The sequence below is a fragment of the Wolbachia endosymbiont (group B) of Chesias legatella genome (genome assembly GCF_964026945.1).
GTDB lineage: Bacteria > Pseudomonadota > Alphaproteobacteria > Rickettsiales > Anaplasmataceae > Wolbachia.
The window spans coordinates 52,346-69,495 of record NZ_OZ034711.1 but is presented as its reverse complement, the minus strand read 5'-3'; the positions used below and the strand labels follow the sequence as shown (position 1 = coordinate 69,495).

Sequence of the window (17,150 nt, the reverse complement as noted above, 5' to 3'; positions counted from 1 at the left end):
AAACCTCATCAGTATACCTTGATAGCTGAGTGTTGCATATGATAATATTGATAACAAATGATGATGGCTTTGAAAGTGAAGGAATAAATTTACTCAAAAAGATTGCACATAATTTCGCATCAGAGGTATGGATAGTGGCACCAGATACTGATAGGAGTGGAGCTGCAAGGTCTCTTGATTATCCAGTGAAACAATCTATTAAAATAAACCAACACAACGAAAGGGAGTTTAGTGTATCTGGTACCCCTGCAGACTGCGTCATTATTGCACTCAATAAGATTATGAATAAAAAACCAGACTTGATATTATCTGGAGTAAATATTGGATCAAATGTCGGCGATGATATTTGTTATTCAGGAACAATTGGTGCTGCAATGGAAGGTGCTGCAAGATTTATACCTTCTATCGCGCTAAGCCAAGTTTATCGTAATGAAATAAACTGGCATAATACAAAGATTTTTGCATCAAAGGTTATCAGCAAGCTAATGAAAGTTGGTTGGCCTAAAAATATAGTGATGAGTGTAAATTTTCCTGCTACAGAAAAAGTAAAAGGGGTAGAATTTGCTGAACAAGGTGAATACAATATTGATGGGGATTTAACTTTTACTGAAAACGCAAATGGTTCTTTGAGCTTAAATTGGTCTCGAGAACACTCAGGCAGTGGTAGTGTAGATAAAATAAAAGAGGGATTTATTACTATTACACCAGTAAAGTTAGATTTTACAGATTATGATACATTGAATGCTATGAAAAATTCTTTTGCAGACGAATTTTCTTCTATAGCTAACACTTGCATTACTCCTTAGAGGTTTTCTACGATTTTATCACGAGCGATTACTTTTTCTTCACCTGTATCCATGTTTTTAATTTTTAAAGTCTTACTGCTCAGTTCTTCATCACCAAAGATTAATGCAGCTTTTGCATTTGCTTGATTTGCTTTTTTCATTCGGGTTTTAAGAGTTCCGCTATACTCGTGAATCACATATAAATCATTTCTGCGCAGCTCATTTACAAGTGCTAGAGCATGTTCTTCAGCTTCTCCACCGATTGGAATTATATAAATAGGCCTCTCTTTTTTTTCAGCATAGTTGATTAATTCCGTTATACGCTCAATACCTCCTGCAAATCCTATTGCTGGAGTATGCTTTCCACCTACTGAAGATACTAGATTATCGTATCTTCCACCGGCAAAAACTGCTCCTTGTGCACCTAAATCTTCTGTGACAAATTCAAATACTGTGTGACAATAATAGTCTAGACCTCGAACTAATTTGCTATTTACAGTGTAAGGTATGCCAAGAGCTTGCAGTCCATTTAACACCTGGTCAAAGAAATATGAAGATTCTTTTGTATAATAATCACTGATTTTTGGTGCGTCAGAGATTATTTCTTTATCTGTCTTATCCTTAGAGTCTAGTATTCTGAGTGGATTTTTAATCAATCTATTTTGACTATCTTCTGATAGGTCATTTTGAAATTTTTTTAAATACGATATCAAAGCTTCTCTATATTTAGTTATTGTTTCACCGTCGCCCAAAGAGTTAATTTCCAGCCTTACGTTTTTATTGATGCCAAATTCAGTGAGTAATTGCTGAGCAAGTGATATCAATTCAATATCAGCTTTTGGATCTTCTATGCCAAAAACTTCAAAATTTATCTGATGAAATTGCCTTTGTCGTCCTTTTTGTGGTCTTTCGTAACGAAATGCAGGTCCTGTTGAGAATAATTTTATCGGTGTTTGCAATTTTTTTTCAATGAGTAGCCTAACAATCGCTGCAGTGAATTCAGGACGCAGAGTTATACTCTTTCCTCCTTTATCATTAAATGTATACATCTCTTTATTTATGATATCTGAGCTATCACCTAAAGTCTTTGTGAAAACTTCTGTGTATTCAAATATCGGAGTTTGAACAGGCAAAAAGCCGTATAAACTTGAGATTGTATTTGCTGTTTGCTCTATGTATTTAAATTTATACCATTCATCAAACAAAAGATCTTTCGTTCCTCTAACTGTTTGATTAGTCATAGCATAGTCTCTATACCTGAAACTTCTGGTATGTGATAGCTCAGCATATTCTGCACTCCTTGCCTCAAGGTAATTGCAGCACTTGGGCACCCAGAGCAAGCTCCTTGCAGTTCAACGTAAACTATTCCGTCTTTATAGCCACGGAACTTGATATCACCACCATCTTGAGCAACTGCAGGTTTAATATAACTTTCCATCAATTCTTTTATTCTATTTACAATTTCTATATCATTTTCATTAAAGAATTCTTCCTCTAGCATTTTATTATCACTTACTCCTTCTTTATCCAGTGCTTTTCCACCAGAAGTAAAGTGATCCATAATTGTAGTTAAAATTTCTACTTTTAATACGTCCCAATTAATTCCATCTGATTTTGTTACTGAAATAAAATCATGACCGAAAAATACTCTTACCACATGCTCTATTTGAAAAAGACTTGCTGCCAGTTTAGAATTTTTTATTTCATCTGCATTTGAAAAATCAGCTGTTTCTCCTTCGCTCAGAATTTCAAAACCAGGAAGAAATTTCAGCGTGTTTGGGTTTGGTGTTTCTTCAATCTGGATAAACATGTTATTTACCACAACAATTATAATTGTTACTATTTAATCATAAAATGATAAAAAAATATACATGTCATTCATCTTTTTGCTCTTTTTAGTATTCATAATAATCACGTTCGTTCTACCTAGCGTTGTCGTATTTTTTCTCTTTTTGGCAAAGAGAAATAACATAAGCTTTATGATGAACTCTATACTAAGTAAGTTTTTGAACGAATTTAATAGTGGTACAAGTTACAACAAAAATTACACTGGTGATAACATGTCTAAAGACGAAGCATTAAAAATACTGGGACTAAATCCTGAAGCAAGCCAAAATGAAATCAATAAAGCATACCAAAATTTAATGAAGCTAGTCCATCCAGATAAGGGAGGCTCAGAGTATTTTGCACAAAAGTTAAACGCGGCACGTGATAGATTGCTGAAGACCTAATTCTTAACTATTGAAACTTTTTCTCTGTAAATTTCACTTGCACATACTAAATTGTGTGATATAAAGCCGGGAACGTTGTCTTTTAGGAGGTATTTGATGGAAAGACAAGAAATAATTGAGAGCCTGAGAAAAAAATTATTTTCTGCTATAAACAGAGATGATTTTGAGAAAGTTAAAGAATATATTGAAGAGGCAGAACATAGACACATAAAAAATGAGATTTTGAATAATGAAAAATATAGTATGAAGCCTATGCATTCTGCTACTTACATAGGTAACTTAAAGGTATTACAGTTTTTGTGTGACAGTGGTGCTGATGTTAATACTACTATTAGCAGTCGATATTTGAGTACTCCCTTACACATTGCTGCTATTAATGGCAAACTAGAAATAGCACAGTTTTTACTTGATCGTGATGCTAACATCAATGCTACAAATTATAAAGGCTTTACACCTTTGTACTTAGCATTTAACCATTGTCATTTAGATATGGTAAAACTCCTACTCTGTAGAGGTGCTGATGCTAGTATTCAAAGTAAGTACGGCAAAACAGCATTAGATGTTGTTGGAGGTTATAGAAAAGATAGATGTAATAGCAATAGTAAAATTCAAGAGATAGAATCTGTATTGAGCAGTGCTACTGAAGATGACTGTGAAGCAAAATTAACTTCTATAAAAGCAGGTGTTAAGGTAGGGTTAGACGCTAATGACGCCACAGATTCTGTAAGTAGTGCAGCGAATCTTTCATTATTCCCTACCAAAGCAATCAAGATAGAATTGGAAGTTAGTAATACCACAGACTTGGCAAGTAGAACAGTGAATTCTTCCTTCACTCTTATCAGAGAAAATTTTGAAGAAGTTAGCAGCACTGCAAGCAATGCAGTAAAACCTTCTTCTTTTATTAATAGTATATTTAATGGGATAACTATCACCATCAGTGGCTTATTCAGCAGTGCTCCTGCTTTACCTTCTGCACATCAATCTGTTGCCTATTCGGCTGGAAGCCCTATTGGTTCTTCACAAATTGATTGTAATGGAACAGTTCTGCTAACTGCTGTAGCAATAAGTAAGTTCACAAGAAAACAACATTTTAGGCCACTAAACGATTCACCTTTGACAACAGAAAAAAATAAAGAAAGAGAACTTGACATTATAGAAAAAAAACTCGAGACGGCACTTAGTAAGTGTAAAGAACTTTATCCTGGAAGTTCACTAATCGACCCAACAATATCTAAAAGCATGCATCAAAAATGCCTTTAAAATAAGCACTCAAGTTTGAGTGCTTATTTTCCCCTTTCTTCAGCATACTGCTTCTTATCAAGTACTAAAAAATTTGAATGAGGAGCTTCGAATATCTTGCACAAAAGTTACTTGATAGATTGCTGAAGACCTAATTTTTAACCAGTGAAATTTTTTCTTTGTAAATTTCACTTGCACATACTAACTTGTGTGATATAAAGCCGGAAACATTATTCTTTAGGAGATACGTGATGAGAAAACTTGAGCAATTGAGAAAGAATTTATTTACTGCTATAGATGAGCATGATCTTGAGAAAGTTGAAAAATGTGTTGAAGAGGCAGAGAGTGAGCATGTAAAGAATGAGGTTTTGAATAGTAGAGAGCACGTTATAAATCCTCTGCGTCTTGCTACTCAAAAACGTAACTTAAGGATATTACGCTTTTTAATTGCCAAAGGTGGCGATATTAATGTTACTATTAGTACTGTATATTTGAGTACTCCCTTACATATTGCTGCTGCTGCTAACGAAGCAGAAGTAGCACAATTTCTACTTGATAATGGTGCTAATATCAATGCTACAAATTATAAAGGTTTTACACCTTTGTACTTAGCATCTTTCTATTGTTACCTAGATATGGTAAAACTTTTGCTTTTTAACAATGCCGATACTAGTATTAAAGATGTAAATGGCAAAACAGCATCGGATGTTGTTGGAGGTTATAGAAGAAATATGTGTGATAGCGATGCAAGACGAAAAATAGCATCTATGCTAGAACATACTGCTAAAGTTAGCTCTATAGGAACTATACAGACAGTGTTAGAAATGGGTAATAATTATAGTACCGCAGATGTAACAAGCAAAAAAGTTGAACTATTCATAGATGAATTATTTACTGCTATAAACATAGGTAATTTTCAGAAAGTTGAAAAGTGCATTAAAGAGGCGGAGAGTATAGGTATAAAAAGCGAAATCTTGAGTAGTGAAAGGCATGGTATAAAACCTATACATTTTACTACTGACAAGTGCGATTTAAAAATATTGCAGCTTTTGCTTAATGAAGGTGCTGATATTAATGCTACTAATACTGAATATTTTAATACTTCTCTGCACATTGCTGCTATTAATGGTAAACTGGAAATAGCACAACTTCTAATTGATAGTGGTGCTAATATCAATGCTACAAATTATAAAGGTTTTACACCCTTATACTTAGCGTCGTTTCATTGTCAATCAGATATGGTAAAACTCTTGTTTTGCAACAATGCTGATATTAGTATTAAAGATGTAAATGGCAGAACAGCATCGGATGTTGTTGGAGGTTACAGAAGAGATATGTGTAATAACAGTAGTGCAATGCAAAGAATAGTATCTATATTAAGTGGTGCCGTTTCAATTGATTGCAAAGCGATATTAACTTCTACTAGAGTAAGTCTTAAAGAAGAATTGGAAGCTAGCAGCGTGGCAAGTAACGCAGCAAGCAGTGCAGTAAAACCTTCCTCTTTTATTAATAGTATATTTAGTTGGATAACTGCTTCTACATTGGGTCGAAATACTCCTGCTTTACCTCCTGCACAACAATCTGTTGCACATTTGACTGGAAGCCCAATTGATTTTTCGCAAGTTGATTTTAATGGAACAGCTCTGCTAGCTGACGTGGTAATCAGAAAGTTTATCGGGAGAAAATATTCAAGACCATTGGATGATTCACTTTTGACATTGGAGCAAATTAGAGAAAGAAAGGTTAGTGCTATAGAAAGGGATATCAAGATGGTAATTAGTGAGTTTGAAAAACTTGATCAATGTCCTCGAAGTTTATTAAGCAATTCAACAATATCTAAAGGTGTATGTCATCAAAAATCCCTCTAAATCAGTTAAAACAAGCACTCAAGTCTGAGTGCTTGTTTTCGTGAAATCTATTATTTAAATTAAACTTTTTATTGTGTGTTGTAGGTAAGTTGTTACAATAAAATGAGTTAAGATGAAAAAACTTTAAGTTATGGAAGATGATAGCAAGAAAGAAATAACAGAAGAAAAAGGTATATTAGGTTGGATAGAGTATAGACTGCCTATATTTTCTTTTCTAAAACATACTGCTTCTTATCAAGTACCAAAAAATTTAAATTATGCTTGGAATTTTGGTTCTTTGGCTGGTATAGCACTAATTTTGCAGATAATAACAGGTATATTTCTTGCCATGCACTACACTCCGCATGTTGATCATGCATTTAATAGTGTGGAGCGTATAATGCGTGACGTAAGTTATGGATGGCTGATACGTTATACTCATGCTGTTGGGGCGTCGCTCTTCTTTATGGTGGTCTATGTTCATATCATGCGTGGATTATATTACGGATCTTATAAGAGACCGCGAGAAATGGTGTGGTTTATTGGCATATTTATATTTTTTGCAATGATGGCAACTGCCTTTATGGGATATGTTCTTCCATGGGGACAAATGAGTTTTTGGGGTGCAACAGTTATAACTAATTTATTCTCGGCTATACCTTTAATTGGTGATAAAATAGTTATATGGCTATGGGGAAGTTTCTCTGTTGATAATCCAACGCTCAATCGTTTTTTTGCGCTGCATTATCTTATGCCTTTCATTATTATCGCTTTAGCTATGTTGCATGTTGTTGCTCTGCATAGGTTTGGCTCTAATAATCCAAGTGGAATAGAAGTCAGGTCAGATAAGGATACCATTCCTTTTTATCCTTACTATATAGCAAAGGACTGCATAACTTTTGGTTTATTTTTTATAATTTTATTTGCATTTGTTTTTTATGCCCCCAATTATCTTGGGCATCCTGATAATTATATAGAGGCTGATCCTATGGTAACTCCAGTACATATAGTGCCAGAGTGGTATTTCTTACCTTTTTATGCGATGCTGCGTTCAATTCCAAATAAACTTATTGGTGTACTTACCATGTTTGGATCTATTTTAGTGTGGTTTCTTTTGCCTTGGCTTGATAAATCAAAGGTTAAAAGTGGTTCCTACCGTCCATTATTTAAGAAATTTTTTTGGGTTTTTGCAATAAATTTTGCATTTCTTGCCTGGCTTGGGGGACAAGAAGTTAAGGAGCCTTACATTACTTTAAGTAGGCTCTCAACTCTTTATTATTTTTCATATTTTGTAATAGTTTTACCTTTACTTAGTAAGTATGAGAAACCAAAAAAATTACCAAAAACAATAAGCGATTCCGTTCCGGAGATGAAGTGATGCTGTTGGTTAAAGTTGCTGTATTTTGTATATTATTTCTCACTAATTCTTTGTCTGCAGAGGAGTTTAAACCTTTACCAAATAAGAAAATCGACTGGAGTTTTGATGGAATTACTGGATCTTTCGATAGAGAATCAATTCAGCGTGGCTATAAAGTATACAAGGAAGTCTGTGCTGCTTGCCATTCAATGAATAGAATAGCGTTTCGTAATTTGCAAGATGTTGGTTTTTCTGAAGAGGATGTAAAACAAATTGCAGCCTCTTACCAAGTTAAAGATGGTCCGAATGATTTGGGTGAAATGTTTGATAGGCCGGGAGTGTCTTCGGATTATTTTATTGCACCTTTTGATACAAAAGAAGCAGCTGCAGCAAGCAACAATGGAGCAATTCCACCGGACTTATCATTAATTGTCAAAGCAAGACATGATGGTGCAAATTATGTCTATTCACTACTAATTGGTTATCAAAACGGTGAACATGATGAGAACGGTTTATATTTTAATCCATATTTTTCAACAGGCAGGTTAGCTATGGCACCACCACTCTCTGAAGGAATGGTAGAATATGATGGTACAAGGCAAGCCACAGTTGAAAATATGGCATATGATGTGGTAAATTTCTTACAATGGGCAGCAGAGCCAGAACTGGAGCGCCGACATAAACTTGGGCTAAAAATAGTGACATATTTTATAATTTTGACGGTATTTTTTGTTCTCACTAACAATAGAGTTTGGAGCCAACTCTATAAAAAAGGAAAATAGAACTTCATTTACGCTCGTTTTTATACCTTACTCATAATATCATGTGTATTATGTAATGATAAATATATTATGAAAGTATAGGGATTATGGCATTTCAAATAGTTACAAATTTTCAGCCAGCTGGGGATCAACCACAAGCAATAGATAGTTTAGTTGAAGGACTAAATAACAAAAAAAGAGATCAGGTTTTACTTGGAGTAACTGGCTCTGGAAAAACTTTTACTATGGCAAATGTTATTGCAAGAACAAACAGGCCTGCGTTAATTATGGCACATAATAAAACTTTAGCGGCGCAGCTTTACGAGGAGATGAGAGGATTTTTCCCTCACAATGCTGTTGGATACTTCATTTCTTATTATGATTATTATCAGCCTGAGGCTTATTCACCACAAACAGACACTTATATTGAAAAAGACTCTTTAATAAATGAAAGAATTGATATGCTACGCTATTCTGCTATATGCTCTCTTTTGGAGCGTAGGGACACGATTGTAGTTGCGAGTGTTTCTTGTATATATGGTCTTGGTTCGCCTGAGAGCTATCTCAGCATGACCTTGACTTTAAGTGCTGGAGATAAGATTCATGTTAATGACTTTCTGAATAATTTAGTTAATCTCCAATATAAACGTTCTGATGTCAGATTTGAGCGAGGATATTTCAGAGTGCGCGGCGATATTATTGATATATTTCCTGCCTATTATGAAAATAAAGCTTGGCGTTTATCATTGTTTGGTGATGAAATAGAGGAAATTTCTGAGATTGATGCCATGAACAGCAATATTATCAGACGCATAGATACAGTCACCATTTTTCCAAATAGCTATTACACTACATCACGTGAGACTCTTTTGCAAGCAGTTCAATTGATTAAAAAAGAACTACATGAACGCCTGGATTATTACTATTCACAGAACAAAATTGTTGAAGCAAAACGCCTTGAGCAGCGTACTAATTTTGATATTGAAATGATGATGGCAACGGGAGTGTGTAAAGGTATTGAAAATTATTCGCGTTATCTTTACGGAATGAAAGCCGGAGATCCACCACCTACATTGTTTGAGTATTTACCTAAAGATGTAATTTTATTTGTTGATGAAAGCCATGTAACCGTTCCCCAGATAGGTGCAATGTATAGCGGTAATGAAGCACGTAAAAAGAAATTGATAGATTATGGTTTTAGGCTACCTTCTGCTTTTGATAACCGTCCATTAAAATTGGAAGAGTGGGAGGCAATACGGCCACAGACTATTTACGTTTCGGCTACTCCAGGAAAATATGAATTAGAAAAGACTAATCACGCATTTATAGAGCAAGTTATCCGCCCAACAGGACTGACAGATCCCATCTGCATCATAAAACCAACAGGGAGTCAGGTTGATGATGTGATTCATGAGGCACAAGTGACGATAAAAAAAGGGTTTTGTATTCTAATTACCACATTGACAAAAAAAATGGCTGAAAAACTAGCTGAGCATATGAGTGAGCTCAGTATGAAAGTAACTTACCTACATTCAGATATTGGTGCACTGGAGAGAATTGAAATTATATGCAAATTAAGATCGAAAGAAATAGATGTTCTTGTTGGCGTTAACTTATTGCGGGAAGGTCTTGATATTCCCGAGTGTGGATTGGTTGCAATTTTAGATGCTGACAAAGAAGGGTTTTTACGATCAGAGACTTCGCTCATTCAAACGATAGGTCGTGCTGCACGAAATGTTGAAGGCAGAGTAATTTTATATGCAGACAAAATTACTAATTCTATGGATCGTGCACTGAAAGAAACTGAAAGGAGAAGAAAGAAACAGACAGAGCATAATACACTACATAATATTGTACCAAAAACTATAATAAAGCCTATATCAAATACTCTACAGGAAAAAGTGGTAGTTGAGAATTTTAATAAGGATGATCTAAACAGTTTGAAAAAGCAAATGTTGAAGCATGCTGAAAATTTAGAGTTTGAAGAGGCAGCAAAAATAAAAAGTATTATTGAAAGGTTTAATAATAGATCCACTGCATAATTAGAAAAAAGATGAATAATTAATAGCTAAACTGACTTTGATTTACCAACAATTGAAAGAACATCATTCGAGTGGCAGAAAAATGAGCCAGTTCATGATAATTTCAAATTTTCACCTTTATCTTATAGATGATGATTGTTGAATTTATTCCTTTCTTGAGATTATGTACAGACTCTAACAAATTAAATCTCACAACAAATTTGTTGTTTCATAGCTTTTATATCATACTATAATTGCAACTGTTTTAACAATAATCAGAGCCTAAAAGAGGTTTATTATCAATGAACTATTTATAAAAAATCTTATGAAAAATAAAGCTTGGTTCATTTGGCTAATCAGTAACTTGATTGTTGTATTCAGCAATATGCAGATAATCTACACCTTTATAAGCGTGAATCTTGAAAAAGAACTTGGGCTCACAATCGCGCAAGTTGCACTAGCTAATTCAGCATATACTTGGACTTTTGCTATCTCACAATTTTTTAGTGGGGCAATGTTTAATGTTTTTTCCAGCAAAAAAATTTATTTTTTCTCATTGTCAATCATGCTCTTTGGTTTTTTTGTCCTTATCAAGAGTGACAATTTTGCCCATTTAATTTTATCTCAATTTTTGATCGCAATTGGAGCATCGTTTGGTTTTATTGGCGCTGCTCATGTAAGTAGCACATATTTTCCCCTTACTCAATTTGGACTGATGTTCTCACTAGTGCAGACAATTTCAAGTCTTTCTGCTTTGATGATTCAAATGTGCTTCTCTAGCTTGCTTGCCGAAGGTGCAGATTGGAAAAATCTTATTGTATGCGTAATATTATTTGGCGTATCGATATTTGTACTTATGTTTTTTTATCCGAAAGGACTTTCAAAAAAAAATTTGGGGGAATACACAATAAAGAGCTCTATAAAAACAGTAATATGTTCTGTACTAACAGTGCTAAAATTAAGAGATATCTGGATAACCTCAATAGTGGGTGCTATCACTTTTGGAACATTTTTAGCGCTTAATATGCTGTGGGCACCAAGGTTACTAAGCAACTTAGAACTCAATACAATGGAGTTAGGTATGGCAACTGCAATATTGTGGCTTGGTCTTGCAGTTGGTGCTCCAATTGCAGATCTAATCTCAAATCTATTTAAAAATAGAAGGCACGTAATCTCTGCTTTTGCCACATTGCAAAGTATTTCAGCTATTATTTTACTATGCGGTAATTTAACAGTTCATATTATATACTTTTGTATGTTAATGTTTGGTTTTTTTGCAGGAGGACATATGCTTAATTTTACTGTTGGTAGTGAGATTGTTGAGCAGAAGTATATTAGCACATCATCATCCATTATCAATGGATTTATGTTTGTTATGAGTGGAATTTTAGTGTCAATTTTAGCACTTTTTTCAGATCATCAAATGGCGCTTTTCACAATATTTGCAATGTTAACATTTGCTAGTATTTTTAATTATGCTACAAAAGAAACATACTATAAAAATAAAGTAGCTGAATCTTGAGTCGATTGTTATATTATATTAACATACTGTAATAAATTATGACAACAAAAGACACAACAGTAACTAAGGCAACAATAGCTGAATGTATAAACCAGGAAATTGGATTATCGAAAGAAGACTCTATTGCAATAATAGATGACATATTGGATGAGATAAAAACGAGCTTAGCAAAGGATGGAATAGTAAAAATATCTTCATTTGGAACATTTTTGGTTAAAAACAAGAAAGAAAGACCAGGAAATATACCAAAGACATCGGAAAGGGTAGTAATTAAAGCGAGAAAATCAATTTCTTTTAGACCTTCAAAAATGATGAAGAAATTAATAAACAACCGATGAATAAGGAAAAATTATTTTACACAATTGGAGAAGTAGCTGAAGAACTACATTTGGAGCAGCATGTTTTAAGATTCTGGGAAAGTCAATTCCATCAAATTAAACCCATAAAACGGAAGGGAAGAAGACTATATGATCATAAGTGTATAGAGGCAATAAAGAAAATAAAATATATGCTATATGACAAAGGATATACAATAAAAGGAGTACAAAAGGAATTTGGTAACGATGTAAGAATTGATCATTATTCAAGAAATTTGTTGAAAGAACTTACCGATTTAAGAGACTATTTGACTGATAAAATAAATGAAGAAAGTAATAAATAGACGAAAAACACTATAAAGTTTTGTGAAAGTTGATATATCTAGAGATAAGTGTATGTGTCGTATAGCCTTGTTCTTTATATTATCAGCAATACTGACAAGCTGTGGCCTGCAAAAACCTGCACCTGTACTACTTAAAGGCGAAGAATTTTATGGGAAAAGAGACCTAGAGTACACAAGGGAGTATCATTTGATTAAAGAAAATGTTGATTCTTCGCTGCGAAAAGAAAGTAGAAAAGCCTTTGTAGATAAGGTATATAACAATAATGCACAAAGCATGTGTAAATTTGTAATACCGGTTAAAGGTGCAGTTACCTCTTCTGATAAAATATGTCAAGATGGCATAAAAATTACTGCTCAAAGTGGAACAAAGGTTATTGCTTCTGCACCTGGCAAAGTAATATACGTAGGCAAAGGCCTGAGGTGGTACGGAAATTTAATTATAGTGGAACATAAAGATAATTACATGACTATGTACTCCTATTTAAAAAACATACAAGTTGAAATTGGTGATAAAGTAAAACAAGGTCAAGTAATTGGATCTGCAGGTAAATCAAGCACACAAGATAAAGATCCGCAGATGTGTTTCACAATAAGACATAATGGTCAAGCAGTCGATCCTTTAGTACATATAAACTGTGATTGAATTTATGAAATATGATTTTAAAAACGTTGAAAAATTCTACCAAAATAAGTGGGATTTTTCTGTAAGCAAAGATAGTAAAAAGAAGAAATGTTACGTGTTGGAAATGTTTCCATATCCATCTGGTAAGATTCATATGGGGCACCTGCGTAACTATGCAATAGGAGATGTTATAGCACGTTACAAGAGAGCTCGTGGATTTGAGGTTTTGCACCCAATTGGCTGGGATGCGTTTGGATTACCAGCTGAAAATGCAGCAAGGGACAATAACATTAACCCTGCAGCATGGACACAAGATAATATAGATAATATGCGCGCGCAGCTAAAATCTATAGGTCTTTCATACAATTGGGATCGTGAGCTCTCCACATGTGAGCCTGATTATTACAAACACGAACAGAAATTTTTTCTGGATTTTTTAAAGCATGGTCTTACCTATCGAAAAGAGTCGTGGGTTAATTGGGATCCAGTGGACCAAACAGTGCTTGCAAATGAGCAAGTGGTTGATGGAAAAGGATGGCGATCAGGTGCAGTTGTTGAAAAACGTAAGTTATTCCAATGGTTTTTAAAGATTACTGATTTTGCTGAAGATTTGCTTCATTGTTTGCAAAGTTTAAAAAATTGGCCAGAAAAAGTCAAAACTATGCAAGAGCGCTGGATAGGAAAATCTGAAGGGGCAACTATAGATTTTGAAATAGTTGGCTTGAATAAGAAGTTAAAGATTTTTACAACTTCTCCTCATACTTTATTTGGAGCTTCTTTTCTTGCAGTAGGAGCAGAGCACCCTATTGTACAAGACCTTAAGGACAAAGAAATAAGAGACTTTATTGGTAATATGAAGGCAAAGGGGGAGAATGATGAAAAAATAGGAATTTACACTGGATTAAACGTAAAACACCCATTTCTTGATAAAGAATTACCACTTTATATAGCGAATTTTGTGTTGATGGAGTATGGAGAAGGTGCGATTTTTGGTTGCCCTGCACATGATCAGCGTGATTTTGAATTTGCACAGAAGTATGGTTTACCGATTATTCCTGTAGTTTGTGAAGAGAGCACAGAGATCTTAAAAGAACCGTACTTCGGTGATGGAGTGATGTTCAATTCTGAATTCTTAAACGGACTAATGATTAATGAGGCAAAAAAAGTAATCATAAAAAAACTTGAAGAAAAAGGAATAGGTAAGAAAACAATAAACTATCGTCTACACGATTGGGGAATTTCAAGGCAACGTTATTGGGGATGTCCTATACCTATTATACATTGTAAAGATTGTGGAATTGTTCCAGTTCCAGAAAAAGACCTCCCTGTTGTTCTACCAACGGATGTAGAATTTACAAGTGGTGGTAATCCCCTGGATAAGCACCCAACCTGGAAATTTGTTGATTGTCCAAAGTGCGGAAAGCAAGCAGAACGTGAAACTGATACATTTGACACTTTTTTTGAATCTTCTTGGTATTTTGCTGCATTTTGCAGTGAAAATAAATCGATTAATAAAGATACTTGTAATCGTTTTATGCCTGTTGATTATTACATAGGTGGAATAGAACATGCAATTCTACATTTGCTTTACTCAAGGTTTTTCTGCCGTGCTTTAACTAAATGTGGCTATTTTGACGTTAAAGAGCCTTTCTCTACTTTAATCACTCAAGGAATGGTCTGCCATATAACTTATAAAGATGAGAATGGCAAATGGCTCTTTCCCGAAGAAGCAAAAGAGTTGATTGCGAAGGGTGCTAAGATCCAAGTTGGAAAAGTCGAAAAGATGAGTAAGTCAAAGAAGAATACAGTTGACCCAAACTTTATCATAGAAAAATACGGTGCTGATACTGCTCGTTTGTTTGTATTATCCGATACCCCCCCAGAAAAAGATATGGAATGGTCTGATGATGGCGTGGAAGGTTGTTTTCGCTACATAAATAAATTGTGGCGTATGGTAGTGCAACTTAGGCCCGTAAACATACACTATGATAATGAAAACATTGTAGGTAAACTCCTAGAGTACAGAAAAAAAATCCACAAACTCTTACACGGACTTACAGATGACTTGGAAAACTGCAGATTAAACTGTGTGGTAGCAAAGTTTCGTGAAATGACAAATTTAATAGCTGAAATAGACGTAAAAACTGGAAAATCTCTTATTGATGAAGGTATATGCATACTAATCAGAGTAATTGAGCCATTCATGCCACACTTAGCTGAAAATTTATGGCAAGAAATAGGAGGCAAAGGTATGCTATATCTAAAGCCTTGGCCAAAAGCTGATGAATCACTACTAATTGATAATATGGTAACTGTAGCAGTGCAGATCAATGGAAAGTTACGTGCGACCATTGAAGTGGCAACTGATTTACCTCAAGAAAAATTGAAGAAAATAGCAACAGATTCTGTATCTAACAAAATCGATCAAAGCAAAATTCGCACTATATATGCTGTACCAAATAAGGTAGTAAACATAGTTATATAAAAATTTTGAGTAGCATGTCCCTAATTTCGTAGGTATACTTTTTTTGATATGAGATTATATCTTTTTTAATATAAAGGATATATACTTGTGCATTATATATTTTTTTGTATGGGTAGTTATATGAAAATAAAAGGATTGTGTGTTTTAGCTGTGTTGCTCACTTCATCTCTAGCAGGTGCAGCTAGTAATAAAGCAGCTAGTAATAGTGCAAAAGAGCAGTACTACGCAGGTTTAAACTTTAGTGGTGGATGGGGTACTGGATTAAAAATAAAACCTGGCTTAGTTTTTGGTTATAATTATGATAAAAGCTCTAAGTTTGAACTTGAGATTCTCACCGACGTAAGTGATATGTTTGGTGCAGCAGACAAGAAAATGGGAGCTAGTTTATTAGCAAATTACCGTTATTATCCTGACGTTGACATTGATCCTGTGAAACTATATGTCAGTGGAGGTTTAGGAGGACATCTACAAGTATATCCTTTTGACATTGTTGGCACTGAAACACTAGATAAAATACTGGGTGCTATTTCGTACAAACTGAAGGTTGGTGTTGATTATGAAGTTGCTCCACAGATAGTTGGTACAGCTGCTTTAACCGTAGGCAGGCAACTGAGTAGTTTAAAAGCAAAACAAATACCAGATGCGATGCTGGAAGTAGGAGTACGTTATAGTTTTTAATGCTGGATGGCATTGTGTACATGTTTAGGTGTAACCATAAGCAATGCTCAAAACTTGCTGCTAGCATGTTTGAACACTTATTTTAGTATGTTTTAAGGAATGTTACATATGAGTAATATGAAAATGAAAAAATTGTTTGCTATATTGCTTGCTTCATCTTTAGCAAGTACAGCTAGTAGTAGTGCAAGTGAGTTAGAAGATCGGTACGAAGATCGGTACGAAGATCAGTACTATGTAGGTTTAAACTTTGGTGCTGGATGGGGTGATACTTTTAAAATGAAACCTAGCGTTGTTTTTGGTTATAATTATGACAAAAATTCTAAATTTGAACTTGAGGTTCTTGCCAACATAAGTGATATAACTGATAAACAAAAAAGGAAAGTAGGAGCTAGCTTGTTGGCGAATTACCGTTACTATCCTGATCTTGAAATTGATCCCATTAAATTATATGCCAGTATAGGACTGGGTGGATATATCCAAGTATTGCCTTCTTTTGGCTTAGGTGGCAGTAGTACAGGTGAAACTAAAGGCAAAAATGTTGCAAATAAAGATGATTCAGGTAGAATTACGAATGAAGATGTTACAGAAAACGATAATACAAAGAAAGAGGAAGAAAAGAGTCAAGAAGCTCCAGCTCTACTAGCTGCTGATGAAACGTCTGATCCATCTTTAGTAGACAAAATACTGAGTTCTATTTCCTATAAACTAAAGGTAGGTGTTGATTATGAATTTACTCCGCAGATAGTTGCTACAGTTGCTATTGCTGCAAGTGGGCAATTAAGTGCCTTCAAGCCACCAGTACAAATACCAGATGCAATCATAGAAGTAGGCATACGTTATAATTTTTAATGTTCTAAATTGCATATTTCTTGTAGTGAATAAGATAATCCTGCAAAGAGGTTTGCTATTTGGATAAAAATTCGATGTTATTATCTAGAGAC

16 protein-coding genes are annotated in these 17,150 nt (G+C 34.4%); 14 read left to right on the top strand and 2 right to left on the bottom strand.

Annotation, left to right across the window (positions count from 1 at the left end; genetic code table 11):
* Positions 1–38 precede the first annotated feature (38 nt).
* Positions 39–806, top strand: a complete 768-nt coding sequence (gene surE / locus AAGD65_RS00355) for a 5'/3'-nucleotidase SurE (protein ID WP_264682872.1) — start codon at positions 39–41, stop codon at positions 804–806.
* On the opposite strand, the gene hisS is transcribed toward surE, so the two are convergent.
* Together hisS and AAGD65_RS00345 are read right to left on the bottom strand one after the other, a co-directional pair.
* Positions 803–2,026 (bottom strand): histidine--tRNA ligase, encoded by a 1,224-nt coding sequence (gene hisS, locus AAGD65_RS00350; RefSeq protein ID WP_264682871.1) that lies wholly within the window; start codon positions 2,024–2,026, stop codon positions 803–805. The genes surE and hisS overlap by 4 nt on opposite strands.
* Positions 2,023–2,595 carry a NifU family protein gene (locus tag AAGD65_RS00345; RefSeq protein WP_264682870.1) on the bottom strand — a complete coding sequence of 191 codons (573 nt, stop codon included), beginning with the start codon at positions 2,593–2,595 and terminating at the stop codon, positions 2,023–2,025. The genes hisS and AAGD65_RS00345 overlap by 4 nt, the downstream gene beginning before the upstream one ends.
* Before the next feature lie 169 nt (positions 2,596–2,764).
* On the opposite strand from AAGD65_RS00345, the gene AAGD65_RS00340 reads away from it, so the two are divergent.
* The 13 genes from AAGD65_RS00340 to AAGD65_RS00280 all read left to right on the top strand — a co-directional run bounded on the left by AAGD65_RS00340 (position 2,765) and on the right by AAGD65_RS00280 (position 17,058).
* Positions 2,765–3,016, top strand: a complete 252-nt coding sequence (locus tag AAGD65_RS00340; protein ID WP_264682869.1) for a DnaJ domain-containing protein — start codon at positions 2,765–2,767, stop codon at positions 3,014–3,016.
* 96 nt (positions 3,017–3,112) lie between these two features.
* On the top strand, positions 3,113–4,276 hold the full coding sequence (locus tag AAGD65_RS00335) for an ankyrin repeat domain-containing protein (protein ID WP_264682868.1): 1,164 nt from the start codon (positions 3,113–3,115) through the stop codon (positions 4,274–4,276).
* Between the two features lie 230 nt (positions 4,277–4,506).
* Entirely contained in the window at positions 4,507–6,123 is a 1,617-nt protein-coding gene (locus AAGD65_RS00330) for an ankyrin repeat domain-containing protein (protein ID WP_341810936.1), read from the top strand.
* Positions 6,124–6,253: 130 nt separating this feature from the next.
* Complete coding sequence (locus AAGD65_RS00325) at positions 6,254–7,480, top strand: cytochrome b (protein ID WP_264682865.1); 1,227 nt, start codon at positions 6,254–6,256, stop codon at positions 7,478–7,480.
* Positions 7,480–8,241, top strand: a complete 762-nt coding sequence (locus tag AAGD65_RS00320) for a cytochrome c1 (protein WP_264682864.1) — start codon at positions 7,480–7,482, stop codon at positions 8,239–8,241. Before AAGD65_RS00325 ends, AAGD65_RS00320 begins: the two co-directional genes overlap by 1 nt.
* 86 nt (positions 8,242–8,327) lie before the next feature.
* On the top strand, positions 8,328–10,262 hold the full coding sequence (gene uvrB, locus AAGD65_RS00315) for an excinuclease ABC subunit UvrB (RefSeq protein WP_264682863.1): 1,935 nt from the start codon (positions 8,328–8,330) through the stop codon (positions 10,260–10,262).
* 304 nt (positions 10,263–10,566) lie between these two features.
* The gene (locus AAGD65_RS00310; protein WP_319803474.1) at positions 10,567–11,763 is read left to right on the top strand and encodes an MFS transporter; all 1,197 of its coding nucleotides are present in this window, start codon (positions 10,567–10,569) and stop codon (positions 11,761–11,763) included.
* 38 nt (positions 11,764–11,801) lie between these two features.
* Positions 11,802–12,101: an integration host factor subunit alpha gene (locus AAGD65_RS00305; protein ID WP_007302154.1), complete on the top strand. Its 300-nt coding sequence runs from the start codon at positions 11,802–11,804 to the stop codon at positions 12,099–12,101.
* The gene (locus tag AAGD65_RS00300; RefSeq protein ID WP_012481900.1) at positions 12,098–12,424 is read left to right on the top strand and encodes a MerR family transcriptional regulator; all 327 of its coding nucleotides are present in this window, start codon (positions 12,098–12,100) and stop codon (positions 12,422–12,424) included. Before AAGD65_RS00305 ends, AAGD65_RS00300 begins: the two co-directional genes overlap by 4 nt.
* Positions 12,425–12,476: 52 nt before the next feature.
* Entirely contained in the window at positions 12,477–13,067 is a 591-nt protein-coding gene (locus AAGD65_RS00295; protein ID WP_264682861.1) for a murein hydrolase activator EnvC family protein, read from the top strand.
* A 4-nt stretch (positions 13,068–13,071) separates the two neighbouring features.
* Positions 13,072–15,531 carry a leucine--tRNA ligase gene (gene leuS, locus AAGD65_RS00290; RefSeq protein WP_341810935.1) on the top strand — a complete coding sequence of 820 codons (2,460 nt, stop codon included), beginning with the start codon at positions 13,072–13,074 and terminating at the stop codon, positions 15,529–15,531.
* 120 nt (positions 15,532–15,651) lie between these two features.
* Complete coding sequence (locus tag AAGD65_RS00285) at positions 15,652–16,209, top strand: hypothetical protein (RefSeq protein ID WP_264682859.1); 558 nt, start codon at positions 15,652–15,654, stop codon at positions 16,207–16,209.
* Positions 16,210–16,326: 117 nt separating this feature from the next.
* Complete coding sequence (locus AAGD65_RS00280; RefSeq protein ID WP_341811029.1) at positions 16,327–17,058, top strand: cell envelope biogenesis protein OmpA; 732 nt, start codon at positions 16,327–16,329, stop codon at positions 17,056–17,058.
* The last annotated feature ends 92 nt before the right edge of the window (positions 17,059–17,150 follow it).